The sequence below is a fragment of the Allobosea minatitlanensis genome (genome assembly GCF_964020775.1).
This window is the reverse complement of record NZ_OZ224509.1, coordinates 2,885,438-2,909,403: the sequence shown is the minus strand read 5'-3', so window position 1 is coordinate 2,909,403 and position 23,966 is coordinate 2,885,438. Positions and strand designations below refer to the sequence as shown.

General features: G+C 69.0%; 21 protein-coding genes. 9 read left to right on the top strand and 12 right to left on the bottom strand.

The genetic code is table 11. The annotated features are described in order from the left end of the window. The first annotated feature begins 52 nt into the window (after nucleotides 1-52). From ACWH43_RS14295 to ACWH43_RS14285, 3 genes are all read left to right on the top strand, one after another. Complete coding sequence (locus ACWH43_RS14295) at nucleotides 53-1,429, top strand: porin (protein ID WP_158445256.1); 1,377 nt, start codon at nucleotides 53-55, stop codon at nucleotides 1,427-1,429. Nucleotides 1,430-1,691: 262 nt separating this feature from the next. Continuing rightward, a complete protein-coding gene (locus ACWH43_RS14290) occupies nucleotides 1,692-4,019 on the top strand; it encodes an OmpA family protein (RefSeq protein ID WP_260347887.1) in 2,328 nt (775 codons plus the stop codon). Between the two features lie 10 nt (nucleotides 4,020-4,029). Further along, nucleotides 4,030-5,073, top strand: coding sequence for a hypothetical protein (locus ACWH43_RS14285; protein WP_158445258.1), 1,044 nt, complete (start codon nucleotides 4,030-4,032; stop codon nucleotides 5,071-5,073). A 166-nt stretch (nucleotides 5,074-5,239) separates the two neighbouring features. Here ACWH43_RS14285 and ACWH43_RS14280 read toward each other — a convergent pair whose 3' ends face one another. The 5 genes from ACWH43_RS14280 to ACWH43_RS14260 all read right to left on the bottom strand — a co-directional run bounded on the left by ACWH43_RS14280 (nucleotide 5,240) and on the right by ACWH43_RS14260 (nucleotide 11,414). Continuing rightward, complete coding sequence (locus ACWH43_RS14280; protein WP_158445259.1) at nucleotides 5,240-6,133, bottom strand: alpha/beta fold hydrolase; 894 nt, start codon at nucleotides 6,131-6,133, stop codon at nucleotides 5,240-5,242. Nucleotides 6,134-6,208: 75 nt separating this feature from the next. Beyond that, complete coding sequence (locus ACWH43_RS14275; RefSeq protein ID WP_158445260.1) at nucleotides 6,209-6,634, bottom strand: MarR family winged helix-turn-helix transcriptional regulator; 426 nt, start codon at nucleotides 6,632-6,634, stop codon at nucleotides 6,209-6,211. Nucleotides 6,635-6,638: 4 nt separating this feature from the next. Beyond that, nucleotides 6,639-7,934 carry an MFS transporter gene (locus ACWH43_RS14270; protein WP_158445261.1) on the bottom strand — a complete coding sequence of 432 codons (1,296 nt, stop codon included), beginning with the start codon at nucleotides 7,932-7,934 and terminating at the stop codon, nucleotides 6,639-6,641. Next, nucleotides 7,931-9,085, bottom strand: a complete 1,155-nt coding sequence (locus ACWH43_RS14265) for an amidohydrolase (protein WP_158445262.1) — start codon at nucleotides 9,083-9,085, stop codon at nucleotides 7,931-7,933. Before ACWH43_RS14265 ends, ACWH43_RS14270 begins: the two co-directional genes overlap by 4 nt. Nucleotides 9,086-9,335: 250 nt before the next feature. Next, nucleotides 9,336-11,414 (bottom strand): lytic transglycosylase domain-containing protein, encoded by a 2,079-nt coding sequence (locus ACWH43_RS14260; RefSeq protein ID WP_158445263.1) that lies wholly within the window; start codon nucleotides 11,412-11,414, stop codon nucleotides 9,336-9,338. 579 nt (nucleotides 11,415-11,993) lie between these two features. Between ACWH43_RS14260 and ACWH43_RS14255 the strand changes: the two genes are divergently transcribed. Then, nucleotides 11,994-12,863: a hypothetical protein gene (locus ACWH43_RS14255; RefSeq protein ID WP_158445264.1), complete on the top strand. Its 870-nt coding sequence runs from the start codon at nucleotides 11,994-11,996 to the stop codon at nucleotides 12,861-12,863. Nucleotides 12,864-12,937: 74 nt separating this feature from the next. Here the strand turns inward: ACWH43_RS14255 and ACWH43_RS14250 are convergent, their stop codons facing one another. Then, nucleotides 12,938-13,240 (bottom strand): DUF982 domain-containing protein, encoded by a 303-nt coding sequence (locus tag ACWH43_RS14250; protein ID WP_375796987.1) that lies wholly within the window; start codon nucleotides 13,238-13,240, stop codon nucleotides 12,938-12,940. A 722-nt stretch (nucleotides 13,241-13,962) separates the two neighbouring features. On the opposite strand from ACWH43_RS14250, the gene dapA reads away from it, so the two are divergent. The 3 genes from dapA (at nucleotide 13,963) to smpB (ending at nucleotide 16,044) form a co-directional block, all read left to right on the top strand. Continuing rightward, nucleotides 13,963-14,856, top strand: a complete 894-nt coding sequence (gene dapA / locus ACWH43_RS14245; protein ID WP_158445265.1) for a 4-hydroxy-tetrahydrodipicolinate synthase — start codon at nucleotides 13,963-13,965, stop codon at nucleotides 14,854-14,856. 70 nt (nucleotides 14,857-14,926) lie between these two features. Further along, nucleotides 14,927-15,574, top strand: a complete 648-nt coding sequence (locus tag ACWH43_RS14240) for an FMN-binding negative transcriptional regulator (RefSeq protein ID WP_158445266.1) — start codon at nucleotides 14,927-14,929, stop codon at nucleotides 15,572-15,574. Then, complete coding sequence (gene smpB, locus ACWH43_RS14235; protein ID WP_158445267.1) at nucleotides 15,571-16,044, top strand: SsrA-binding protein SmpB; 474 nt, start codon at nucleotides 15,571-15,573, stop codon at nucleotides 16,042-16,044. The genes ACWH43_RS14240 and smpB overlap by 4 nt, the downstream gene beginning before the upstream one ends. 60 nt (nucleotides 16,045-16,104) lie before the next feature. Here the strand turns inward: smpB and ACWH43_RS14230 are convergent, their stop codons facing one another. The 4 genes from ACWH43_RS14230 to lepB form a co-directional block, all read right to left on the bottom strand. Then, entirely contained in the window at nucleotides 16,105-16,731 is a 627-nt protein-coding gene (locus ACWH43_RS14230) for a LabA-like NYN domain-containing protein (RefSeq protein ID WP_158445268.1), read from the bottom strand. A 301-nt stretch (nucleotides 16,732-17,032) separates the two neighbouring features. After that, on the bottom strand, nucleotides 17,033-17,944 hold the full coding sequence (gene era / locus ACWH43_RS14225) for a GTPase Era (RefSeq protein ID WP_158445269.1): 912 nt from the start codon (nucleotides 17,942-17,944) through the stop codon (nucleotides 17,033-17,035). Beyond that, a complete protein-coding gene (gene rnc, locus ACWH43_RS14220) occupies nucleotides 17,937-18,668 on the bottom strand; it encodes a ribonuclease III (protein ID WP_158445270.1) in 732 nt (243 codons plus the stop codon). The genes era and rnc overlap by 8 nt, the downstream gene beginning before the upstream one ends. Further along, nucleotides 18,665-19,432, bottom strand: coding sequence for a signal peptidase I (gene lepB, locus ACWH43_RS14215; RefSeq protein WP_158445271.1), 768 nt, complete (start codon nucleotides 19,430-19,432; stop codon nucleotides 18,665-18,667). Before lepB ends, rnc begins: the two co-directional genes overlap by 4 nt. A 388-nt stretch (nucleotides 19,433-19,820) precedes the next feature. On the opposite strand from lepB, the gene aqpZ reads away from it, so the two are divergent. Continuing rightward, entirely contained in the window at nucleotides 19,821-20,534 is a 714-nt protein-coding gene (aqpZ, locus tag ACWH43_RS14210; protein WP_158445272.1) for an aquaporin Z, read from the top strand. A gap of 271 nt (nucleotides 20,535-20,805) precedes the next feature. On the opposite strand, the gene acpS is transcribed toward aqpZ, so the two are convergent. Beyond that, entirely contained in the window at nucleotides 20,806-21,207 is a 402-nt protein-coding gene (acpS, locus tag ACWH43_RS14205) for a holo-ACP synthase (protein WP_158445273.1), read from the bottom strand. A gap of 9 nt (nucleotides 21,208-21,216) precedes the next feature. After that, nucleotides 21,217-21,966: a pyridoxine 5'-phosphate synthase gene (locus tag ACWH43_RS14200; protein WP_158445274.1), complete on the bottom strand. Its 750-nt coding sequence runs from the start codon at nucleotides 21,964-21,966 to the stop codon at nucleotides 21,217-21,219. A 237-nt stretch (nucleotides 21,967-22,203) separates the two neighbouring features. Here ACWH43_RS14200 and ACWH43_RS14195 point away from each other — a divergent pair, with 237 nt between their 5' ends. Beyond that, nucleotides 22,204-23,907 carry an ATP-binding protein gene (locus tag ACWH43_RS14195; protein WP_260347886.1) on the top strand — a complete coding sequence of 568 codons (1,704 nt, stop codon included), beginning with the start codon at nucleotides 22,204-22,206 and terminating at the stop codon, nucleotides 23,905-23,907. Nucleotides 23,908-23,966 lie beyond the last annotated feature (59 nt).

The following is a 23,966-nucleotide window of genomic DNA, read 5'->3' as shown; positions in this document are numbered from 1 at the left end:
GGGGGGCAGGCCGAAGCCCGAGGGTCTCGAAACTCTTTTGGAGGTTTACCAAATGAAGCTCGTCAAGAGCCTCCTCCTCGGTACCGCCGCCGGCATCGCCGCGGTCGCCGGGGCTCAGGCCGCCGACCTTCCCTCGCGGAAGGCCGCTCCGGTCGAATACGTTCGCGTCTGCACCGCCTACGGCGCCGGCTTCTTCTACATCCCGGGCACCGATTCCTGCCTGCGCATCTCGGGCCGCGTCCGCGCCGAGTACGCCGTCGGTCAGCGCTACAGCGACTACCAGGATGCCTACGGCACCCGCGCCCGTGGCCGTCTGAACATCGACGTCCGCACCGCGACCGCCTATGGCACCCTGCGCACCTTCATCCGTTACGAGCTGACCAACAACACCGGCATCTACACCGCCGGCACGGGTCCGTTCAACACGGGCGCCAACGTTCCGGGTCTCGTCCGCGGCGCCGCCGGCACCGGCTCGCTGCTCGATCTGGCCTATGTCCAGTTCGGCCCGATCACCGCTGGTCGCGCTCAGTCGTTCTTCGACTTCTACGCCTCGGACCTGAACTTCGCTTCGATCCGCACGGCTGACTCGCGCGTCAACCTGCTCGCCTACACCGCCACCTTCGGCTCGGGCTTCTCGGCCACGGTGTCGTTGGAAGACCGCACCTCGGGCACGGTTGGTCGTGAGCTCGGCGGCGTCATCGGCGGCATCGGCTTCCTCGGCACCGCCGCTGCTGTGACGCAGGGCCAGGACTACCCGGATATCGTCGCGTCGCTGCGCGTCGATCAGGGCTGGGGCTCGGCTCAGCTGTCGGGTGCTGTCGGTCAGCGCAAGTACGCTGCGGTCGGGGCTGCTGCTCTCGGCGCGGTTGACGGCGACGAGGTGGCCTGGGCCATCCAGGGCGGCGTGAAGATCAACCTGCCGATGCTCGCCGCCGGCGACGCTCTGTGGCTGCAGGCTGCCTATGCCGACGGCGCTCTCGGCTATCTCGGCTGGTCGGGCAACAGCCTCGGTCTCGGCCGTCTCGGCCGCCTGACCCTGGCCGACGCCTCGATCAACCCGGTCACGGGCAAGGTCGACAACTCGACCGGCTGGTCGGTCGTCGCGGCGTTCCGCCACTTCTGGACCCCGACCCTGCGCACCGAGATCGGCGCGTCGTATTCGGAGCTGAAGCTCGGCTACGTCGACACCGCCACAGCGCTCTTCGCCCTGGCTCCGCGCTCGCTGGACCCGAAGGAGTTCCTGCTCGCCGCCAACCTGATCTGGTCGCCGGTCTCCGGCCTGGATATCGGTGTCGAAGTGCTCTATTCGCACCTCGACGTCCGTTCGCCGGTTGGTCTGGTGAACAACGCTTCGGTTCGCAGCAACCTGCTGGGCATCAAGTCCGAGGACTCGATCTCCGGTCGCCTGCGCATCCAGCGCGACTTCTGATCGGTTCTCCGATCTCAGTCGGAAGCCCCGGGGAAACCCGGGGCTTTTTTGTTGTCTGTGGGTTGCCGCATCTTCGCGGTTGACGGTCCGGCAGGATGCGGCCTGACTGTGACCGGAAGTCCGGGGCCCGCGCGACGCGGCGGGGTTGCGTCGCCGCGTTGACCCGATCTCTCGGGACAGGCTCTCAAGCTCTTGACGATCCTGTCGCCGGAGCCGGCATCGCAAGCTTCGCCGCGGCGCGGCGATGGGTGAGGGGGGTACGATGTCTCAGCCGACGCGCTGGCTCTGGGGAGTGGTCCCCTTGGCGTTGCTGTGGGGCACCGGAAACTTCGTTCAGGACGACGCGATCCAGCGGGACGTCGCCTCGCGCGCCGAGCGGGCGGTCCAGGCCGGGGCGGGCGCGGCGCCCGGTGCGAAGCCGGTGACGGCCCAGGTCGAGGGGCGCGACGTCACCATCGGCGGCGAGGTCATCTCGGCCGACGGGGCCGCGAAGGCGATGACGCAGCTCCGTTCTGAGTTCGGGGTGCGCCGGGCGCTCGGAGGCCTCTCCCAGGTCGTCGCGCAAAAACCCTATTCCTGGTTCGTCAGCCGCCTCCCCAATGTCGTGACCATCGGCGGCTTCGTTCCCGATCTGTCGGTGGCGGACGCCAACGCCGCCGCGGCCGGGGCGGCGCTGCCGGGCCTGCGGATCGACGACCGCCAGACCGTGGCCTTCGGCGCTCCAGAAGGCTTTCCGGCGATGACTGCCGCGATGATCGCTGCCCTGCCGCAGCTCGCCTCGGGCCGGATCGCGCTGGATGACGGCCGGTTCTGCATCGAGGGCAAGGCCGCCAGCCCCGAGGCCTTCCAGGCGCTCGAAGCCATCGGCGCCAAGCCCCCGGTTGCAGGCTACAGCGCGGTTCCTTGCGGGCTCGAGCCGCCGACGATCTCGCCCTATCGGTGGAGCGCCACGCATGAGGTGCCCGGGACCGTCACGCTCGATGGCTTCGTTCCCGACGAGGCGACGCGCAAGCAGATTCTGGCGGCGCTTCAAGGCAGCTTTCCGTCCGCCGCGATCAGCGATGCGACGAAGCCGGGCGCCGGGGCGCCCGCGGCTTTCCTCGAGAAGGTGAAGCGCGCGGCGGCCGAGCTCGCGCGGCTCAGGAGCGGCAAGGCCGAGATCAGCGGCGACAGCTATGTCCTTTCCGGCGTCGGGCCGGCCAGCTACGCCGCCTGCCAGGCCCTGCGCCTGCAGATCGCCCAGCTCGACGGCCCGGATTCGGTTGCCCAGGCGACGATCGAGTGCCCGCCGGCGCCGCCGCCCGAGCCGGCGATGCCGCCCCTCCCGGAGATTCCCGCTCCGATCCTTCATGACGTGACGCCGGCGCCCTCCGAGGCCCCCGCCTCGGCGCCCGGCGGAGTGGCCGCGCCGGCGGCCGATGCCGCGGCCCCCCGGCCGGGCGCTGCGGCTCCCGTGGCGCGTTCCGCTGCGCTCCTGCCCTGGACGGCGCAACGCCTGGAGGACCGGCTGCGCCTCGCCGGATCGGTGCCGAATGCGGCGGCCCGCGAGGCCATTCTCTCCCAGGCCGGCCGGCTCTTCCGCGGCCTTCGCATCGAGGATGGCATGGAGACCGCCGCCGGCGTAACGCCGGCCGGGGATTTCGCCGCCTCGGCGGTCTACGCGCTTGAGGCGCTGTCGAAGCTCCGGCAGGGCTCGGTCTCGATCCGCGACAACGCCCTTTCGATCGCCGGACAAGCCGCCGATGCAGCGGGCTGGCAGGCCCTGCGCAATCAGTTGGCCGGCGCCGTTCCGGCCGGCCTGAGCCTGCCCGCCGGGCCGATCGCGGTGACAGTGCGGCCTTATGGCCTGTCGCTGACGACGGATCGCGGCGGCGCCAGGATCTCGGGCTACCTGCCGGACGAGGCGGCGCGCGCGGCGCTTCATGCGCTCGTCGCGGAATCGCCGCTCCGCGGCAAGCTAGACGACGGGGCGGTGATCCTGCCCGGCGCCCCCGAGGGCTTCGCGCAGGCTGCGGCCACGGCGCTGACCGATCTGCTGCGGCTCGACATGGGGTCGGCGACGCTGACCGACCGGACGGTGACCCTGCGCGGCCTGACCTGTCGCGACCTGATCCGGAACGAGGTCGAGACCAGCGCCGCGAGCGGGCTGCCGCCCGGCTTCACGGCCGATATCGTGGTCAGTCCGCGCCAGACCGGCTGCGTCATCGACCCGCCGGCGAGCTGCCAGAACGATCTCGACGGCCTGACGCGCCAGAATCCGGTGCTGTTCGCGCAGGGCACGGCGGTGGTCGAGCTCGACGCCGTGACCGAGCGCGTCATCGCCGAGGCCGCGGCGATTCTGAAGAAATGCCCGGGCTCGCGCGTGACGATCGAGGGGCATGCCAATCGCGATGGCGAGCGGCGCGGCTTCGACAATCTCGATCTGTCGCAGCGGCGGGCGCAGCGCGTCCGCGACGAATTGGTCCGGCGCGGCATCGACGCCGCCCAGCTCGAGGTGAAGGGTTATGGCGCGGCTCGCCCGCTCCTGCCCTATGGCGATCCGCAGGCGCGTGAAATGAACCGCCGGGTTCAGTTCACCGTGGCGAAGTAGGGAGGCGGACATGCTCTATCTCGCCAGCCGTTTCGTCTGGTTTCTCCTGGGCGCCTTCATCCTCGGCTTCGTCATGGGCTGGATCAGCCAGAACGGGCGCAGCCGCCGCTTCTGGAGCAGGGGCTGGAGCCTGCTGGCCGTGCTGTGGGCGGGCGGCGCGGCGCTGAGCTGGTTCCAGCTCGTCAACGGCGTGCCGGCGATGTGGCTCGAGACGGCGCTGCTGTTCGTCGCGGTCTACTGGCTCGGCTGCGCCGCCGGGACGCTGGCGCGCCCGCTCGACGGCGCGGCGGAGCAGGCGGCGCCGGCCGCGACAGTCGCCACGCCGCCAGCCGCGGCGACGGAGGCGGCGCCGCTCTCATCGGCGCCGCCCGCGGATACCGGGACGGTCGTCGCCGGAGAGGAGGCTCTGCCCGGCCGGCGCCCCGCGGCTCTGTCCGAGGCGCGCGGCGGCAAGGCCGACGACCTCAAGCTGATCAAGGGCATCGGCCGGCAGAACGAAGGCCGTCTGCACGGCCTGGGCGTCTGGCATTTCGAGCAGATCGCCGCCTGGACGCCGGAGAATGTCGAATGGGTCGGCGGCTATCTGGCTTTTCCGGGCCGGATCGAGCGCGAGGATTGGGTCGGGCAGGCGAAGCTCCTGGCGGGAGGCGGGTCGACGGCGTTCGCCGATCGCGCGCGGGCCGGGCTCGTCGAGACCTCGCGCGACGACGGATCGGCGGGCGAAGCCAATGTCGCGACGCTGGCTGAGGGCGTCTTCGAGGGCCGGAAGCCGGCGGCGCTGCTGTTGGCGGCCCGCGACGGCAAGCCCGACGACCTGACGCTGATCGACGGCGTCGGGCCGGCGATCGCGGCCGCGCTGAACCGCCTCGGCATCTGGCATTTCGACCAGATCGCCGGGCTCGACGACGAGGAGATGCGCTACGCCTCGGCCTTTGCCGGCGCGCCGGGGCGTGGGCTCGCCGAGAACTGGCGCGAGGATGCCGGCATCCTCGCCCATGGCGGCGAGACGCAGCATTCGCGGAGGCTGAAGGCCGAGCGCGGCAAGGCGGAATAGAGCATCGGCCCGAAAAAGCGGAACGCGATTTTCGGAAAAACAGGCGCAAAATCAAAGGTATGGAGTATCGAGCCAGCCCGATGCTCCAGCGGGCCGCCCGGCGCAATTGGCTGTTGTCGCGGGCGGAGCGGAGCGCGCTTCGCATCCCCTGCGCTGACGGCGGGGCTTATTCCGCCCGCCGCTCCGCCCGGGTGACGAGCTTGCCGATGCGGCGGACCATCTCCTTGCTGCCGAGCAGCGGCGCATGGCCCTGGCCGGGGACGACATGGGTCTCGCAATCCGGGTGGCGCTCGGCCATCTCCTGCAAGGTCTTCTCGGCGAGGAGGTCGGAATTGTCTCCCCGGATCGCCAGCATCGGCACGCTTTGCAGGGCGTCGAAATAAGGCCAGAGCACCGGCAGCGGTACCTCGAGGTCGAGCTCCTCCAGCACCTTCATCAGATTGGTGTCGTAGTCGGGCCGCAGCGGCCCGTCGCGATCGGTCCAGGTCCGGCGCGCCATCAGCTCCCATTCGGTGTCGCCGAGCGCCGGGAACTGCTGGTCGGAGAGCCGTTTCAGGATCTCGGCGCCTTCCGAAAAGCTGCGCGGCTGCGGTAGCTTGCCGACATAGCCGCGGATGCGCAGCAGGCCGCGCGCGTCGATCACCGGCCCGACATCGTTCAGCACCGCGCCCTTGATCACGGCCGGGCGCGCCGCCGCCAGCGCCATGGTGAGAAGCCCGCCGCGCGACGTGCCGATGAACACGGCCCGCTCGATGCCGGCCGCGACCAGGACCTGCATCAGGTCGTCGAGCTCGACGCGGATGTCGTAGTGCTTCCATTCGGGATCATAGGCCGAGAGCCCGCGGCCGCGATAATCCAGCGCCAGGACGCGCCGTGGCCGGGCCTCGTCCTGGGACAGGGCCAGCGCGACCTCGTGGAAATCGGCGGCGGTGCGGGCGAATCCGGGCAGGCAGACGACCGGGAGCGCCGACCCGGCGAGCGGGCCGTAGTCGCGGGCATGCAGCTTCAGCCCGTCCGAAGCCGTGAAGAAGCGGGAGGCGAAGCCGGTCTCGACAGTCATGGGGGTCTCGGGTGGAAGGACGCGAACAGCTAACCACGCGCGCGCCGGCGACGGAAGCCGCCCGCATGCGCTCGCTCACGGCGCACCCCAGCTCTTGAGCTTGGCGAGGCAGAGATTGAAGGCTTCGAGCTCTTCGGGCGTGAGCACGGCGAGGAAGTCGCGCTCCATCGTCTCGCCCAGGCGGTCGGCCTCGCGCCGAACGGCATCGCCCTTGGGCGTGAGCCGGAGGCTGACCCGGCGGGCATCGGCGCTTTCGAGGTCGCGCCGGACATAGCCCGCATCGACCAGCTTGCGCAGATGCTTCGAGACCAGCGTCTGCTCGATCAGCGTGGCTTCCGAGAGCGCGCGCGACGACAGGCCGGGCTCGTCGCCGATGGCGCGGATCACGCGCAGCTCCCGGATGTTGAGCCCGAGCTCCCGCTTGTAGACCTGCGACGCCCTGGCGCGCGCCGCCGCGCTCACCTGGTCGAGCCGGAAGGTGAGGAAGGCGTCGCGCGCCATGGCGCTAGCGCTGCGCCGGGCGCCGGCCGGCCAGCCACAGCGCGAGGACGGACAGCGCGGTGCAGGCGAGGATGTAGTAGGAGGGCATCATGTCCGAGCCAGACTTCGCCACCAGCCAGGTCAGGGTGAAGGGGGCGAGCCCGCCGAACAGCAGCACGACGACGTTGTAGGCGATCGACATGCCGGTGGAGCGGACATCGGTCGGGAACATGCCTGCGAGCAGGCCCGGCGTCGGCGCCCAGATCGCGGCGATCGAGAGCGCGCAGATCGCCTGCGCGACCAGCAGCCGCTCGAAGCTCGGCTCCGCCACGACATAGGCGAGCAGCGGGTAGGAGAGCAGCGCGAAGCTCAGCATCCCGATCAGCCAGACGCGGAAGGCGCTCCAGCGGTCGCAGAGCTGGCCCATCAGCGGCACGAAGACGAAGAGCAGGACGCCGCCGATCAGCGAGCTCAGCATGGCGCTGGTGAAGGGCAGCTTGAGCTGGCGCATCACATAGCCGGGCAGGAAGATGAACCAGACATAGTTCGAGACCGTGCCGGGGATCATGATGCCGCAGCAGCGCAGCAGCGCGTTGCGATGCTCCGCCAGCACGGCCCGGAACGGGGTGCGGGTCTCGCCCTTGCCGGCCTCGCGCTCATATTCCGGCGATTCGTCGACGAAGCGGCGGATATAGAAGCCGAGCGGCGTGATCAGCGCGCCGAGCAGGAAGGGGATGCGCCAGCCCCAGCCCTGCAGCGCCTCGGGCGTCAGCAGCGTCGCCAGGGCGTAGCCGGAGAAGGCCGAGAGCGCGAGCGCCAGCGCCTGCGAGCACATCTGGAAGCTGCCATAGGTCATCTTGCGGCCGGGCGGCGCGTATTCGACCAGCATCGCCGTGGCCGAGGCGAACTCGGCGCCGACCGAGACGCCTTGCAGGATGCGCGCGAGGATGATGAGGATCGGCGCCAGCACGCCGATCGTGGCATAGCCCGGCGTCAGCCCGATCAGCACGGTGGAGAAGCCCATGATCAGGATCATCACCGTCAGGATCGGCTTGCGGCCGAAACGGTCGGCATAGGTCGAGAGCAGCACGCCGCCGATCGGCCGGACGAGGAAGGAGATCGCGAAGGTCGCCGCGGTCAGCAGCGCCGAGACCAGCGGGTCGGAGCTCGGGAAGAAGACCTGCGCGATGATGGTCGAGAAGAAGCCGTAGACGAGGAAATCGTACCATTCGAGGCCGTTGCCGATCACCGAGGAGATGACGGCGCGGCGGACCATGGCGGGGGAGCGCGGTTGCCCGCTCTGGATCGCGGCGGCGGTCATGCATTGGCTCCGGTCTGGCGCTCGACGAGGCGGCACAGGATGCTGGCGCCGATCGGGAGCAGGCGGTCGTCGAAATCGAAGGTCGGATGGTGGCACATCGCGCCGGGCTGGCCGAGGAAGATATAGGCGCCGGGCCATTGCGCCAGCATCAGCGCGAAATCGTCCGAGAAGGGCAGGGGTCTGCGCCCGGTCTGGACGTTCTCGGCGCCGAGCACGGCTCCGGCGGCCTCCGCCGCCGCGGCGGCCGCGCGCGGATCGTTGAGGCAGGGCGGGCAGCTCGCCTTGCTGGAGAGGGCGACGGTGCAGCCCGACATCAGCGCCAGGCCGCGGCAGATGGCGTCGAGCTTCTCGACGATGCGGGCTTCCGTCGCCGGATCGTAGCTGCGGATCGTGCCGGCGAGATAGGCCTCGGCCGGGATGATGTTGGGGGCGCTGCCGGCCGAGAGCTGGCCGAGGCTGACGACGGCCGGCTCCAGCGGGTCGACATGGCGCCCGACGATGGAGGAGATCTCGGCCGCCAGCCGCGCCGCGACCTGGAGCGGATCGACCGTGGTGTGCGGCGCGGCGCCATGGCCGCCGACGCCCCGGACCGCGATCTCGAAGACATGGGTGCCGCTCAGCGTCGCGCCGGGTCGGACGCAGGCCGTGCCTTCCGCATAGAGCGGGATGGTGTGGAGCGCATAGACCTCGGAACAGGGAAAGCGCTCGAACAGCCCGTCGGCGATCATCCGCTCGGCGCCCTGGCCGACCTCCTCGGCCGGCTGGAAGATGAGATGCACCTTGCCGCGCCTGGGCGGGTTGGCGGCGAGATGGCGGGCGGCGGCGAGCAGCATCACCGTATGGCCGTCATGGCCGCAGCCGTGGAAGCTGTGGGCGACCGTGGAGCGGTAGGCGAGCCCGGTCTGCTCCTCCATCGGCAGCGCGTCCATGTCGGCGCGCAGCCCGATGGTGGGGCCGTCCGCGGCGCCCCTGATGACGCCGACGAGCCCGGTGCCGCCCAGCCCGCGATGCACCTCGACGCCGAAGGAGGCGAGGGTTTTTGCGACGAAGTCCGAGGTTCGGAATTCCTGGAACGCGGTCTCTGGATGGGCGTGTAGATCGCGGCGCCAGGCCTCGAGCGTCGGCGCGAAAGCGACAATGTCCTGCAGCATCGAAGTGCCTCCCCTGTCACCGCATTTAATTGAAAATTTCAAATATTGCAATCACAGGAGAAGATTGTTGTCGCAGTGCACAATGCCGGTGGGGAATCGGTGACCTGTGCCGTCATCCCCGGCCAGCGAGGCGAAGACGCGGAACTGCAGGCCGGCGCGTTTCCGGCCGAGGCTCGGGCACGGATGCCGGATCGGCGCGGCCAGCGCCGCCTGCCCGGGACGATCGGGCGGCTATGGCGCCGTCAGGCCCCTACTCCTGTCTGCCGCCGCGCTTCAGATCGTAGTCGATCAGATAGGCGGTGCGCTGGTTGAGGCGCTGCCGGTAGACCTGCAGATTCTCCATCACGCGCTGGACGTAGTTGCGCGTCTCGGAGAAGGGGATGCGCTCGACCCAGTCGACCGCGTCGACATCCGGGTCGCGCGGGTCGCCATAGGCGGCGATCCACTTCCTCACATTGGGCGAGCCGGCATTGTAGGCGGCGAAGGTCAGGACATAGGAGCCGCGCCACTCCTTCAGCAGGTCGTTGAGATGGGCGGCGCCCATCCGCGCCGCATAGAGCGGGTCCTCGCCGAGCTTCTGCCAGTCGAAGGGCAGGCCGGCGCGCCGGGCCGTCTCGCGGGCGGTGGCGGGCATCATCTGCATCAGCCCGCGCGCGCCGGCATGCGACATCGCGGTCGGGTCGAAGGCGCTTTCCTGCCGCGCGATGGCGTGGACGATGGCGCGCTCCATCGGGTCGCCGAGCACGTCGAATTCCGGCACGCCATGGGTCGGATAGGCGGCCTGGTCGAGCGGGAAGCCGCGTTGCAGCGCCGCCTTGCCGATGGCGACGAGGGTGCGCGCATCCGATTCGCGCCGGGCGATGGCCGCGATCGTCTCCAGCGCGGCGGCGGTGTGCAGGCGCCGGGCCAGATCGGCGAGCATCAGATTGGCGAGGTCGCGCTCGCCGATCCTGTAGAGCAGGCGCACGCCGCGATGGCCGGGCAGGGCGTCGAGCCCCGCCGCCGCGGTGAGCCGCAGCGGCAGGTCGCCGAGGCCGAGCCTGGCGCGGGCGAGCTGCCCGTAATAGGCGACGGGCTGCTCGGCGGCCTTGCCGAAGGCGGCCTTCGCCTCCTCCGGCCGGTCGAGCGCCTCATAGGCGCGCCCTTGCCAATAGGCGGCGCGCGCCACCGAGATCGGCGTTTCCGCGATGGCGGCGGCCGCGTCGAAATGCTTCAGCGCCGCCTCGGGGGCCTTCAGGAAGCGCAGCGCGATGAAGCCGGCCTGCCATTCGGCCTCGAGCCGCTCGGCCGCCTCCTCGGCGCCGTGCCCGGCGGCGATCTCATAGGCCTTCTGCGGGTTGCCGGCGTCGAGCAGCTTGCGCGAGAGGATGCGCCGCTCCTCCCACCAGCCATCGCCATCGCCCAGCAGCGACGGGTCGCGCGGGATCGCGATCATGGCCTTGACGGCCTCGTCGAGCTTGTCGGCCCGGCGCGCCTGCTGCGCCTGCAAGAAGGCGAAGGAGAGGTCGCCGCGCAGCGCGGCCGGCACGGCCGCAATCAGCTTCTCGGGAATCGGCCGCCGGGCCCTGGCGCTGGCGAGCCGGGCCTTGGCCAGCAGCACATAACCAGGCGAGACGCGGGCGGCGCTGCGCAGCGCCGCCGGGCCGTCCTTGCGGAAGAGGGAGCGTTCGGCGCGCAGGCGGTGGTCGTCCTGGCCCAGGACCTCGCCGAACTGCGCCAGGACGATCTTCTCCAGGGCCGGCCCGAACGGGTCCCTGCGCCAGCTCTGCCGGATCAGGGCCTTGGCCTCGGCGGAGCGGCCCTCGTCCTTGAGCGCGAGCGCCAGCGCGATCCGCCCGGCGGGCGAAACCGGCTGCCCGGCGCCGAAGAAGGCGCGGATGACGGCCGGGCTCTTCTTCTCGGCGATCAGGGCCTCTTCGGCCCGGCGCCGGAACCGGGTCGTGGCCGGATAGTCCGGATGGCCGCGCAGGAAGGCGTGGATGCGGGAGAAGGGCACGGCGCCGGCATTGGCGTGGATCGCCACCCATTCCAGCAGGGTCCGCGCGGCCGGTTCGTCGATCCGGGCGGCGGCGGCATCGCCTTCGGCCAGCGCGCCCTTGCGATAGGCCGTGACGGCGGCGCGGACGACGTCGAGATTGAGCGCCGCATCGGCCTGCAGGGCGCCGGGCGGATAGGGCGGCAGCGAGCCGGTCGCCTCGACATCGCTGATCAGGGCCAGCCGGCCCTGGCCGGCGGGCGCGCCCTCGTCCTGCGCCCGGGAAAGCGAGGCGCCGAGCAGAAGCGGCAGCAGGAGAACCGGCAGTCGTCGCCGGACGGCAGGCGAGGCCATGAGACGGCTCCATCCTCGTTCAGGCATCGAGAGAGGGTCCGAGAAGCAGGTTTAAGAAGGCTTAACCATGACATTTCCCCAAACCCTTTCGGGACCGTCGGTCTGAGGATCGATCGTCAATCTCCTCGGCTTTGCTTTTCCAAGGGTCGTTCTCGGCGCGTTCGCGCTTCTCCCTCGTGGCCTCCGCGAGAAGCTTCCGGTCGATCTTGCGCGATGACCTCTTCGCCATGCCGAGCGACATGCCGGTGTCGCCCGGCCGGCGCCCCGGCTTCAAGCCGCCTCAGGCCGTTTTCCCGCCAGCGCGATCCCCGCAGACGCAACTCCTCCTCCCAAATCGACCTTGGCCGGAACCGCCCGGCGAAGATCGCGCCAGGCGATGAAAGCCCGGCCTCCGCAAGGAGCCCCGCCTTCTCGTTTCGAAGCGGATCAGGAACCAATGAGGCACGCAGCCGTTTGCCTCTCGCAACTTGGCAGTGAAGTCAGCAGGAGGGGCGCATGGACAGCATTATTTATCTCGTCGGCTTGGTGGTGATCATCATGGCGATCCTCTCGTTTCTCGGTCTTCGATAGGAGCTCGCCATGTCCATGTCTGGAACGGATGTCGTCGTCGCTCCTGTGACCGTCAACAAGGAAAACCGCTCCTATGTACAATGGGGGCCGATCATCGGCGGTGCTGTCATTGCCACCGCGATATCGACGATCATGACAGTCTTCGGCTCGGCGATCGGCCTGTCGATGGTCTCTGCCGATCTGGAGAGAAGCTCGAGCCCCACCGCATTGGCTGTCGCGGGTGCGCTTTGGGCCCTCTGGATTCTGGTTTCGGCCACGATGGCCGGCGGCTATCTGGCGGGTCGCATGCGCCAGCCGAGCTTCGATGCCAATCAAGAAGAAAGGAAGGTGCGCGACGCGACCCATGGCCTTCTCGTCTGGGCCACCGGCGCCCTTTTGATCACCGTCGTGGCGACGTCCTCGCTCTTCGGCGCGGCGAAGACAGCCGCGAGCGGCGTCGCCAGCGTCAGCTCGGGCGTGGCGTCGCTGGTGTCCGAGAATGTCGATCCGCTTGCAATGACGCTCGACAACGTGATGCGGGCGAATGGGCAGCAGCCGCCGTCAGCCCAGGAACGCGACGAAGCATCCCGCATCTTCGTCAGCGCGCTCAGGAATGGAAAGATCGAGCAGGGCGACCGGGATTATCTCGCATCGCGCCTTGCCGCGCGGTCCGGCATCTCCGAGCAGGACGCGCAAAAGCGGATCGACGACGCCTACGCCCGTCTCTCGCAAGCCAAGGACACAGCCAAGCAGGCCGCGGAGCGGGCGCGCAAGATCGCTGTTCTGACCGCCTTCCTGACGGCAGCCTCACTGCTCGTCGGAGCGGCTGCCGCGGCCTGGGCTGCCACCTTGGGCGGTACGCATCGCGATGAGAACATGCATGTCGACGCCGTGGGGTGAGCAGCGGATTTGCTTTGAGAAGGGCTGAATGCTTCCTGCGCCCCGCCAGATCTTGCTGGCGGGGCCTTTTGCGCTCAGGCCGTGCCGTGAGAGCCCTTGCGCCTGCTGCTGGCGAATGCCGCGACATCGGGAGCCAGGATGTCGTGCTTCTCGGCCCATGAGGCGAACAGCCCCCTCGCCGTGTCGGGCTCGATGTCGCCGCGGACCGCAGCCAGACAGGCCTTCGATGCGAAGGCATGGGCCGTGTCGCGCCGGCTCCCGGGCCAATCGGCCAGGAACATGTAGGCCTCCATCGCCGATGAAACCGCTGTCGGGATGCCGGCGCCCGCCAGGATGATCACCGGGCGCTCGAAATCGTCGGAAGGCATCAGTGCCATTGCCATATCCTCCTGGAAGCAACATGGGTCTGGTCCCGCATCCGGCGTGACGCAGGGCGGATGCGGATGGGGCTGATTTATGGGTGCCGGATTTCGATCTTCAAGGGTCGAACGCGTATAGCGGGGCCGGTCCTTGCCGTGCCGCTGCGGCCGGGCATAAACCTCGGCCCGGCTCGATCACGCCGCCGAAGGGTTCGGACGGCCGACAGGGCAGGCGCGAAGCAGCCGTCGTCATCGCCGGTCTCGGCGATCTCGCCCTGGATCGGACGGCTTTCGCCATGCCGGCTCCAGCGGTTCGACATCTCATGGGCCGAAACAGGCGCCGTCCTGCTCGGCATCGAGCATCGGCCCGAAAAGCGGAGCGCGGTTTTCGGGAGAAGCGACGCAAAATCAGAGACCTGGAGGATCGGACCGAATACGATATTCGGTCCGAGGCTCTGGAGCGCAGCGACCCTCCCTTCACCCGACATCGGAGGTCTCCGGGCTGGGAAGGGGTGAGGAGCGCTTTTCAGCGTTGCTGCTTGGTCCGGTTGCGTCCGCCGCTGTTCCGGCGACGCCTTTCAGGGTGCCGCGAGATATCCCGGGCTGTTGGGAGAGATCGAGTTGAAGAAGGCTTGACCATGGCGATACGCATTTTGATGGGTTGCCGGCTTTGCCTCCGCGAGGCGACGGTTTATGTGTGACGGCCCGCAACCTCGTATTTCCGCCTCAGGATGGTCCTCATGACCAAGCACCCCGCCTTCGCCGGCTCGATGCCCGCTCTGGTCACGCCGTTCAAAAACGGCGAGATCGACGAGGCTGCGCTGCGGGCGCTGGTCGACTGGCAGATCGAGAGCGGCTCGACCGGGCTCGTCCCCGTCGGCACCACCGGCGAGAGCCCGACGCTGTCCCATGACGAGCACAAGCGCGTGGTCGAGATCGTCGTCGGCCAGGCGAAGGGCCGCGTCCCGGTGATCGCCGGCGCCGGCTCCAACAACACCATCGAGGCCATCGACCTCGCCGTCCATGCCGAGAAGGCCGGGGCCGAGGCCGTGCTCGTGGTCACGCCCTATTACAACAAGCCGACCCAGGAAGGCATGTACCGGCACTTCAAGGCGGTGAACGACGCGGTCGGCATCCCGATCATCATCTACAACATCCCGCCGCGCTCGGTGGTCGACATGTCGGTCGAGACGATGGCCCGGCTCTACGAGCTGAAGAACATCGCCGGGGTGAAGGACGCCACCGCCAACCTCGCCCGCGTCTCGCAGCAGCGCCACGCGCTCGGGCCGGACTTCATCCAGCTCTCGGGCGAGGACATGACGGCGCTGGCCTATATGGCCGCCGGAGGCCATGGCTGCATCTCGGTCGTCGCCAATGTCGCGCCGCGCCTCTGCGCCGACCTGATGGAAGCCGCGCTCAAGGGCGACTACGCCGGGGCTCTGAAGGTGCAGGACCGGCTGGTGCCGCTGCATGACGCGACCTTCAAGGAGCCCGGCCTCGCCGGCGCCAAGCACGGCCTGACCCTGCTCGGCCGCATCGAGGAGGAGATCCGCCTGCCGTTGCTGCCGGTGTCGAAGGAGACCGGCAGGGCCATCCGCGACGCCATGGTTTTCGCCGGGCTGCTGAATGCTTAGGTAAGGCGGTCGGCAGTCGGCAGTCGGATCGAAACCACGACTGCCGACTGCCCACTGCCGGAGCGTTTCCATGTACGAGCCCAGTCACTTCAAGGTCGAGGATCGCGCGCAGTTGCACGCGCTCATCCGCCAGCATCCGCTCGCCACGCTGGTGACGGCCGGCGAGGGCGGCCTGGTCGCCAACCCCGTGCCCTTCGTCCTGCATGAGGATGTCGGGGAGAACGGCGTGCTGCGCGCGCATCTCGCGCGCCCCAACGCGCAGTGGAAGGCGATCGCCGCCGGCGCCGAGACGCTGGTGATCTTCACCGGCGTCGAGCGCTACGTCACGCCCGCCTGGTATGCGACCAAGCGCGAGACCGGCAAGGTGGTGCCGACCTGGAACTACGTCACCGTGCAGGTGCGCGGCCCCGCCCGGGCCATCGAGGACCCGGCCTGGCTGCGCGCCCAGCTCGAATCCCTGACCCGCCAGCAGGAGGCGCCCCGCGCCGAACCCTGGGCGGTGACGGATGCGCCGGAACCCTTCATCGCCGCGCAGGCCCGCGGCATCGTCGGCGTCGAGGTCGAGATCGCCTCGATCCTCGGCAAGTTCAAGCTCAGCCAGAACCGGCGGGAGGACGACAAGCTGGGCGTCCTCAACGGTTTGAGCGCCGAGCCTGAATCGGAATCTCAGGCCATGGCGGCCCTGGTCAAGCAACACGGATTCAACGGAACGGCATGAAGAAACCCGATCCGGAGCGCTATCGCCTGGCTGCGGACAACCGCAAGGCGCGCTTCCATTACGAGATCAAGGAGACGATCGAGGCCGGCCTCGCCCTGCAGGGCACGGAGGTCAAGTCGCTGCGCGGCGGCAAGGCGACGATCGGCGAGAGCTATGCCGGCCCGATGGGCGACGAGCTCTGGCTCTTCAACTCCTACATCCCGGAATATCTCGAGGCGAACCGCTTCAACCATGAGGTCCGCCGGCCGCGCAAGCTCCTGCTGCATCGCCGCCAGATCAACAAGCTGATGGGCGCGATCCAGCGCGAGGGCTTCACGGTGGTCCCGCTCAAGGTCTATTTCAACGAGAAGGGCCGGGCCAAGATCGAGCTGGGCCTCGGCCGGGGCAAGAAGCTCCACGACAAGCGCGAGACCGAGAAGACGCGCGACTGGAACCGCGACAAGCAGCGGCTGCTGAAGACGGGCGGGTAGGGGCTGCGACGCGGAGGGCGTGGGCGCGGGCAATCCCACGCGCCTTGCCACGCGGATCTGTTACCCTTCGACCGGTTCGTCGCCCTGCCTGATCCCGTAGCGGCGCTCCAGGGAGGGATTCGCCGGCGCGCCCGGCGCCGCGGCGCTGCGGGCGATGCGTTCGGCCGGATCCCGGCCGATCTTCGGCATGAGCTGGGCGAGATCGACGAAGTCGTCGCATTGCCGGCGCAGCTCGTCCGAGACCATCGGCGGGTTGGTCGAGATCGTCGAGACCACCGAGACCTTCACGCCCTTGCGCTGCACCGCCTCGACCAGAGGGCGGAAATCGCCGTCGCCGGAAAACAGGTAGATCTGGTCGAGATGAGGGGCGAGCTCAAGCATCTCGATCGCCAGCTCGATATCCATGTTGCCCTTGACGCGGCGGCGGCCGGTGGCGTCGGTGAACTCCTTCGCCGCCTTGGTGATGACGCGGTATCCGTTATAGTCCAGCCAGTCGACCAGCGGCCTGATCGAGGAATACTCCTCGCTTTCGACCAGTGTGGTGAAATAGAAGGCGCGGATCAGGTTGCCGCGTCCCTGGAACTCGCGCAGCAACCGGCGATAGTCCATGTCGAAGCCGAGTTGCTTCGAGGTCGCGTAAAGATTGGCGCCGTCGATGAACAGCGCAATGCGCGGCGAGGCGGCCATGGCAATCACTCCTGCTGAAATCACTTCAAGTAACAAGATTGGAAGCAAAACGCGTTCTAACAATGTCGTTCATGAACGAAATTTGACAAGTTTCAAGCGGGATCGGTGACCCATTGCCGCAGGGTGGCCTTGATCCCCGCAAAGGCAGGCGCTGGGACGCAAAAGGGCTGCGGCGATCTCCGGCAAAGCATGGGCGCGGCCATGCCGGAACATGCCAAAACGGACCGGGACCGGCCCGCCTCCCGTGACAGCAGGGACGGCCAGGTTGGTGAACGCGCTTCGGGGATCGCCCCGCGGACGCTCAGCCCCTGGGGAACTCCAGACCCATCTCGCGGTAGCGTTCCGGGTCGTCGCTCCAGTTCTCGCGCACCTTCACGAACAGGAAGAGATGCACCTTGGCCTCGGCCGCCTCCGCGATCTCGGCGCGCGCCTTCTGGCCGATGGCCTTGATCGTCTGCCCGCCCTCGCCGAGCACGATCTTCCGCTGCCCCTCGCGCTCGACATAGATCGTCTGCTCGATCCTGACCGAGCCGTCCGGCTTCTGCTGCCAGCTCTCGGTCTCGACCGTCGACCGATAGGGCAATTCGTCGTGGAGGCGCTCGAAGATCTTCTCGCGGGTGATCTCGGCGGCGAGGAAGCGCAGCGGCGCGTCCGAGATCTGGTCCTCCGGGTAGAGCCAGGGGCCGGGCGGCACCCGCTTCTCCAGCCAGGCGAGGATGTCCTTGACGCCGTAGCCGGTCAGCGCCGCGACCATGAAGGTGGCCTCGAACGCGCCGCGCTCGTTCACCTTGGCGGTGATCTCGAGCAGCTTCTCCTTCGGCACGGTGTCGATCTTGTTGAGGATCAGGAATTTCGGCTGCTTCAGCTCGGCGAGCTTCTCGAGCAGCACGGTGTTTTCCTCGTGCTCGAAGCGGGCCACATCGATCAGCACGCCGATCAGGTCGGCGTCGGTGGCGCCGCCCCAGGCGCTCGTCACCATGGCGCGGTCGAGCCGGCGCTTGGGCGCGAAGATGCCGGGCGTGTCGACGAAGATGATCTGCGCCGGGCCGGAGAGCGCGATGCCGCGCACCTGGGTCCGCGTCGTCTGCACCTTGCGCGAGACGATCGAGATCTTGGCGCCGACGAGCTGGTTCAGCAGCGTCGACTTGCCGGCATTGGGCGCGCCGATCAGCGCGACGAAGCCGCAGCGCGTGGGTTGGGCCAGCTCAGACATTCTCGTCCTCCGGCTTGTCGTTCCACAAACCCTCGCGTTTCAGGAAAGTTTCGGCCGCGGCCTGCTCGGCCAGCCGCTTCGACGGCCCGCGCGCCTCGCTGTCCGCGAGCCCGGCGATCCGGGCCGCGACGACGAAGACGGGCGCATGGTCGGGGCCGGAGCGGCCGCGCTCGACATAGGTTGGCGTCGGATAGCCCTTGCCTTGCGCCCATTCCTGCAGCGCGGTCTTGGCGTCGCGCAGCGGCCGCACCGGCTTCATCAGCCGCTCGCCGAAGGCGCGCTCGACCAGGGCGCGGGCGGCCTCGTAGCCGCCGTCGATGAACACCGCGCCGATGATCGCCTCGCAGGCATCGGCCAGGATCGCCTTGTTCTTGCGCGCTCCGCCCAGGATCTCGCCGTCGCCGAGCCGCATGAACTGGCCGAGATTCCAGGCCTGCGCCACCTCGGCGCAGGTCTCCTTGCGCACCAGATCGGCGAGGCGGCGCGACAGGTTGCCTTCCTCCGATTGCGGATAGCGCCGGAACAGCATGTCGGCGATCGACAGGCCGAGCACCCGGTCGCCGAGGAATTCGAGGCGCTGATAGCTCGCCAGCCGCGATTCCTCGGCGCTCATATGGGTGAGCGCCGTCGCCAGCAGGGCCTTGTCGGCGAAACGGTGACCGAGCGCGGCCTCCAGCCGCGCCGTGTCCGGGGCCTTGCGCCCGCCTTCGCTCGGCTTGCTCACTTGATGGTGCTGAACAGCCGGTTCCAGCGAACCGTATAGGGCCACTCCCAGATCTTCCAGGCCGAGGCGCCCTCGTCGATCGAGAAGAAGATGATCTCCGCCCGCCCGACGAAGTTCTCGAAGGGCACGTAGCCGACGCTGCGGTCGCGCGAATCGAGCGAGTTGTCGCGGTTGTCGCCCATCATGAAGAAATGGCCGGGCGGCACGGTGAAGAGCTGGGTGTTGTCGAAGGTGCCGGTATCGCCCTCGCGCTCGATGATCTCGTGCGTCACGCCGTTGGGCAGGGTCTCGTTGTAGCGGATCACCGGGACGCTGCGGCCCCAGTTGTCGGTGGTGACGTAGTCGGCGATGCGCTCGCGCTTCACCGGCTGGCCGTTGATGTTGAGGATGCCGTCGATCATCTGGATGCGGTCGCCGGGCAGGCCGATGACGCGCTTGATGTAGTCGGTCGAGTTGTCGCTCGGCAGCTTGAACACGGCGATGTCGCCGCGCTTCGGCTCCGCCGCCCAGACGCGGCCGGACATCACCGGCGGCCCGAACGGGATCGAGTAGCGCGAATAGCCGTAGGTGTATTTCGAGACGAACAGGTAGTCGCCGATCAGCAGCGTCGGGATCAGCGAGCCCGAGGGGATGTTGAAGGGCTGGAACAGCAGCGTGCGGATGACTAGCGCGATGAGAAGGGCCTGGACGATCACCTTGATCGTCTCGAAGATGCCACCTTCTTCCTTGGCCGCCTTGGTTTTGCTGTCGACGTCGTTGGCCACGCGGGCGCTCCCTGCAGCACCGAACCAAAAAGCGGATACCACTTTTCGGATGAATCCGGTGCGATAACAACCTTATGGACCGCCGTGCCCGCGCCCGGCGGGCGGGCGGCGATCCGGACTGCGATCCAGCGCGCGGTCTACAGCATCGGGCCGGAAAGTGGAAACCACTTTTCCGCGCGGAAAGGGCTGCGCGGACGGAGCCGGGCTCCCGCCGCCGGCCGGAAGGCGGCGCGCCGGCGCAGGCCAGCCGTTCGCCCGGTCGCGGCCGGTGAAACCTCGCTTCCAGGCAAGATTCGGGGCAAGACCACCCCTTGGGGGCGGGGGCGGATATTGACGAATCTGTGGCGCAGAGGCAGGGTTCGCCAATATTCAACCGGGGGTTATTTTAATGAATGCAAAGAAATATGTCGCCGAAGCTATCGGCACGTTCTGGCTTACCTTTGCCGGCTGCGGCAGCGCGGTGATCGCCGCCGGCTTTCCGAATGTCGGCATCGGCCTGCTCGGCGTCTCGCTCGCCTTCGGCCTCACCGTGGTGACGATGGCCTATGCGATCGGCCATATTTCCGGCTGCCATCTCAATCCGGCCGTGACGGTCGGCCTCGCCGCCGGCGGGCGCTTCCCGGCCGGGCAGGTGGTGCCCTACATCGTCGCGCAGGTCATCGGCGCGATCGCCGGCGCGGCGGTGCTGTACGCGATCGCGCGGGGAGCCCCGGGCTTCGATCTCGCCGGCGGCTTCGCCTCGAACGGCTATGGCGACCATTCGCCCGGCAAGTACAACCTCGTCTCGGGCTTCCTGATGGAGGTGGTGATGACGATGGTGTTCCTGTTCATCATCATGGGCTCGACCCATGGCAAGGCGCCGGCCGGCTTCGCGCCGCTCGCCATCGGCCTCGGCCTGGCGCTGATCCACCTGGTCAGCATCCCGGTGACGAACACCTCGGTGAATCCGGCCCGCAGCACCGGCCCGGCCCTGTTCGTCGGCGACTGGGCGATCGGCCAGCTCTGGCTGTTCTGGGTCGCGCCGCTGATCGGCGGCATCCTCGGCGGCGTGATCTATCGCTGGCTGAGCAGCGAGCCCGAAGGCATCGTCAGCGGCAACTGAGCCGCTGAGGCCGCCGGGGCCTTCCCCCCGGCGACGGAAACGAGGCCGGCGCCGTCAGCGCCGGCCTTTTCCTTTGCCGCAGGGGCATCGCGCCGATCGGCCCGAAGCGAACCCGGCCCGACTCCGCCGCGGAAGCAAGGGCTGGCATGGTCCGGTGGGGGTGGCGCTGCTGGCCTTGGGTCTCCGTGGAGCTTATCCTTGGACCGGCCGAAGGCCGGATCCGAGGGCTGCGTCCGGGGCGACCGAAATTTCCAGGAAAACGCCGCAGTCTCTAGGCGCGGGGCCGCGCCTCGATCACCACGAAGGCCTGCGCCAGCGGTGGGTCGTCGGTCAGCGAGACATGGACGAAGGCCTCGAAGCCGGCCGGGGTCATCCGCTTCAGCCGCTCGGCCGCGCCGCCGGTGAGCCGCATCGTCGGCCGTCCGCCCGGCAGGTTGACCACCTCCATGTCGCGCCAGAACACGCCGGCCCGCATGCCGGTGCCGAGAGCCTTCGAGCAGGCCTCCTTCGCCGCGAAGCGCCGGGCATAGGAGGCGGCGCGCGTCGCCCGCCTGTCGGATCTGGCGCGCTCGCCTTCGGTGAAGACACGATGCGTGAAGCGCTCGCCGAAGCGGTCGAGCGATTTCTGGATGCGCGTGATGTCGCAGAGATCGGAGCCGATGCCGAGGATCATGGCCCCGGCTTAATTCCCCGCCCGCCCTTCGTCCATGGCCTTGCGCATCCCGCGGATCGCCGCCTCGAGCCCGACGAAGATCGCTTCGCCGATCAGGAAATGGCCGATGTTGAACTCGACGAAGGCCGGCACGGCGGCAAGCCGGCGCGCCGTGTCGTAATCGAGCCCGTGCCCGGCATGGACCTCGAGCCCGAGTGCGGCCGCATGCGCCGCGCCGCCCTTGAGCCGCTGGAACTCCGCCTCGGCCTTCGCGGCATTGCCGTCCGCGACGGCGTGGCACCAGCTTCCCGTATGCAGCTCGACCACGGGGGCGCCGAGCCGCGCGGCCGTCTCGATCGGCGCCGCGTCCGGCTCGATGAACAGCGAGACGCGGCAGCCGGCGGCCTTCAGCCGGGCGATGCGCGGCGCGAGCTGGGCCTGCTGCCCGACGACGTCGAGCCCGCCTTCGGTGGTGCGCTCCTCGCGCTTCTCGGGCACCAGGCAGGCGGCATGCGGCCGGAAGCGCTCGGCCAGCGCGATCATCTCGTCGGTCGCGGCCATCTCGAAATTGAGCGGCTTGCTCAGTTCGCTGCTCAGGCGCGCCATGTCGGTGTCGCGGATATGGCGCCGATCCTCGCGCAGATGGGCGGTGATGCCGTCGGCCCCGGCGGCGATGGCGAGATGCGCGGCGCGGACCGGATCGGGCACGGCGCCGCCGCGCGCGTTCCGCACCGTCGCGACATGGTCGATATTGACACCCAGACGCAGCCGCTCGGCCATGATCCGCCCCTCTCGCTTCTTGCGCCGTCCATAGACGAAACCGGCCGCAGGGCTCAATGCAGCGAATGTGATGGCAAGGCCACCGATTCTGATCGGTCGATCCCGTCGCCCGCGAAGCGCGCAACTCGCCCGGCCGTCTTTGCGGTTTGCTAACCGCGAATCCACGCTCCGGCGCCCGTGAAAGCAATCGTAACCGGCTCTCCCTTACCGATGACCGGGGATCGAGGTGGTGGAACCATGCAGCTTGCCGTGAAGTCGGGCATCTTCGAGAACGACCTCGTGCCGGACCGTCGCGACGCGAACCAGCCGCCAGAGCGCGTGCTCGGCCGGGTGATCGCCTGCGATGGCGGGCGCGCGACGATTCTCAGCGCGGTCTCGACCGGAAGCTGGCTCGCCGAAGACGCCTGGGCGATCGGCCGCATGGTCTCGATCAATCTCGGCCGCAGCCGCATCGTCGCGCTGGTCTACCGCGTGCATGCGGTGGCGGCGGCCTGGACCGACACGGCCGAGAATCCGATCCAGGTCGAGGTCGAGTTCCTCGGCGAGGTGCTGGAGGGGCCGGGCGGGGCGGTGCGCTTCCAGAGCGGTATCACCGGCTATCCGCCGATCGGCGCCGTCGCCCACCGGATCCGCGCCGGCGACCTCGCGCTGGTGCACGATCTCGGCGAGCGCGAAGGCGCGGTCATCGGCGAGATCACGCAGGATGCCAGCGTCCCCGCCACCGTCGACATCCGCAGCATGCTGTCGCGCCATTTCGCGCTTCTGGGCACCACCGGCGTCGGCAAGTCGAGCGCGGTGGCGCTGCTGCTGCGCAAGGCGGTCGCGCTCCGCTCGCGCCTGCGCGTGCTCATCCTCGACCCGCACAACGAATATTCGAGCGCCTTTCCCGACCTGTCGCTGACCATCGACGGCGATGCGCTCGACCTGCCGTTCTGGATGTTCAGGCAGGAGGAGCTGGCCGATATCGTTTTCCGCGGCCGCCCGGCGCTGGACGACGAGCCCGACATCCTGCGCGAGGCGGTCGCCGCCGCCCGGTCGCGCTATCGCATGCCAGCGGCGCCGGACCCCGCCCGCGATTTCGGCTCCTCCCTGCTGAAGCGCCCGCTCGATCTCGGCGGGACGCGCGGCGCACGTCCCGAGGCCGCCCCCGACGCGCCGACGCCCTATCGGCTCAAGGACGTCTTCGCGGCGATCGACGAGCTCATCGGCCTGCATGAGCAGCGCTGGCCGCGCGCCGCGCTGCGCTCGCTCCGGGTCCGGCTGGAATCGCTCCAGGCCGATCCGCGCTACGGCTTCATGTTCGGCCGCGCCAACATGTACGAGACGATGGCGCCGATCCTCGGCCAGATCTTCCGCATTCCCATGCATGGCCGCCCGATCACCGCCTTCCAGCTCGGCGGCCTGCCGGGGGAGGTGGTCAACGCCGTCGCCTCGGTGCTGTCGCGCCTCGCCTTCGAGCTGGCCATGGCGAGCGAGGGAGCGCTCGAGGTGCTGCTGCTCTGCGAGGAGGCGCATCGCTACGTGCCCTCCGACCCCGGGCTCGGCTTCGCGCCGACGCGCCAGGCCATCGCCCGCATCGCCAAGGAAGGTCGCAAATACGGCGCCTATCTCGGCGTCGTCACCCAGCGCCCCGGCGAGCTCGACCCGACGATCCTGTCGCAATGTTCGACGATCTTCGCGATGCGGCTCGCCAATGAGCGCGACCAGCAGATCATCCGCTCGGCGATCTCGGACGCCTCCGCCAGCACGGTCGGCTTCCTCTCCTCAATCGGCAACCGTGAGGCGATCGCCTTCGGCGAAGGCGTCGCGACGACGATGCGGATGCGCTTCGCCGCGCTCGCGCCGCATGAGCTGCCGGCGATGAGCGGCCGGGTCGCGACGGCGGAAGGCGCGCGCCGCGACCCGACGCTCGACGAGCTGATGCGGCGGATGCGCGCCTGAGGCGGATTGCGGCCCCGACCCGCGAATTTCTTGCATCGCGCCGGCTTTGCCTGTAAGGC